The organism is Streptomyces sp. NPDC088812 (assembly GCF_044750285.1).
GTDB lineage: Bacteria > Actinomycetota > Actinomycetes > Streptomycetales > Streptomycetaceae > Streptomyces.
In genome coordinates this window covers 1-1155 of record NZ_JBIVJP010000092.1, presented here as the reverse complement: position 1 = coordinate 1155, position 1155 = coordinate 1, and the positions used below count along the sequence as shown (strand labels likewise).

Below are 1155 nucleotides of genomic sequence, written 5' to 3'. Positions count from 1 at the left end.
AGCGTCGAGTCGATCGTTGTGCGGATGGTGAGTCCGCCGCGGTCCAGCAGGGCCTGGCGGGACTGGACGTCCGGGCCGAACGTGGGGTCGGCGAGGATCTGCCGCTCCACGTAGTCGCAGAAGTAGGTGCCGAACTTGGCGTAGAGGCAGCCCGAGGGGCGGGACTCCATGACCACCTCCATCGGCTGGGCGACGGCGTGGTCGTACTCCTCCTGGGAGAGGTAGCCGTTGTCCTTCATCGCGTTCAGCACGAGGTTGCGCCGCTCCGTGGCCTCCTCCGGGTTGCGGGCCGGGTTGAACCGGGTGGGGGACTGGACCATGCCGGCCAGCGTGGCGGCCTCCCAGCTCTCCAGGTCGGCGGCGGACTTGCCGAACACGTACTGCGAGGCAGCCTCGACCCCGTAGGCACGGCCGGAGAACAGCACGATGTTGAGGTAGCCCTCGAGGATCTCGTCCTTCGACATCTGCTTCTCGACGGCGACGGCCAGCTTGATCTCCTTGACCTTGTCCGCGATGTTCTTGGAGCCGGAGAGGGTGAGGCGGGAGTCGCCGCGGATCTGCTGCACGTTCACCAGCATGTTGTTCACGAACTGCTGGGTGAGGGTGGAGGCGCCCTGCGTGGAGTCGGAGGTGGCGTTGTTGACGGTCGCGCGAATGAGGCCGCGCGCGTCCACGCCGTCGTGATCGTAGAAGCGCTCGTCCTCGATGGCCACGATCGCGTGCTGCATGTGCTTTGAGATCTTGTCCAGTGGGACCGGGGTGCGGTTCTCCTCATAGAAGACGGCGATCTCCTCACCGTCCTCCGAGAGGATGCGCGACGGGACGGACACCGGCTCCGCGGGCAGCTCGTCCGGCAGCTCGTCCAGCATCTCCCGACCCGACGCGGCGGCGACACCGGCCAGGCCCGCGACGGGCAGCAGGAGGGCCGCCACGAGCAGGCCGGCCACCGCCGAGAGGCCCACGAAGGCGAGGAGGCGGCCGAGAGCGCTCGAGGGCGCGGGGAAGCGGGTCGTGCGGGAGGCCATGGGTGCGAGTGTAGCGCGGGCACCTGGGACCTCTTCCGGGGTCCGCGCCGGTGGCTAGGGTGGGTCCCATGACTCAGCAGACGCAGTGGGAGTACGCCACGATCCCCCTCCTCATCCACGCGACCAAGCA

The 1155-nt window shown here is 68.5% G+C and carries 1 protein-coding gene; it reads right to left on the bottom strand.

Annotated elements, in window-relative coordinates; all coding sequences use genetic code 11:
* Positions 1 to 1025: transglycosylase domain-containing protein (locus ACIP67_RS43415; RefSeq protein ID WP_401700274.1), on the bottom strand; the 1025-nt coding region annotated here is incomplete at its 3' end.
* Positions 1026 to 1155 lie beyond the last annotated feature (130 nt).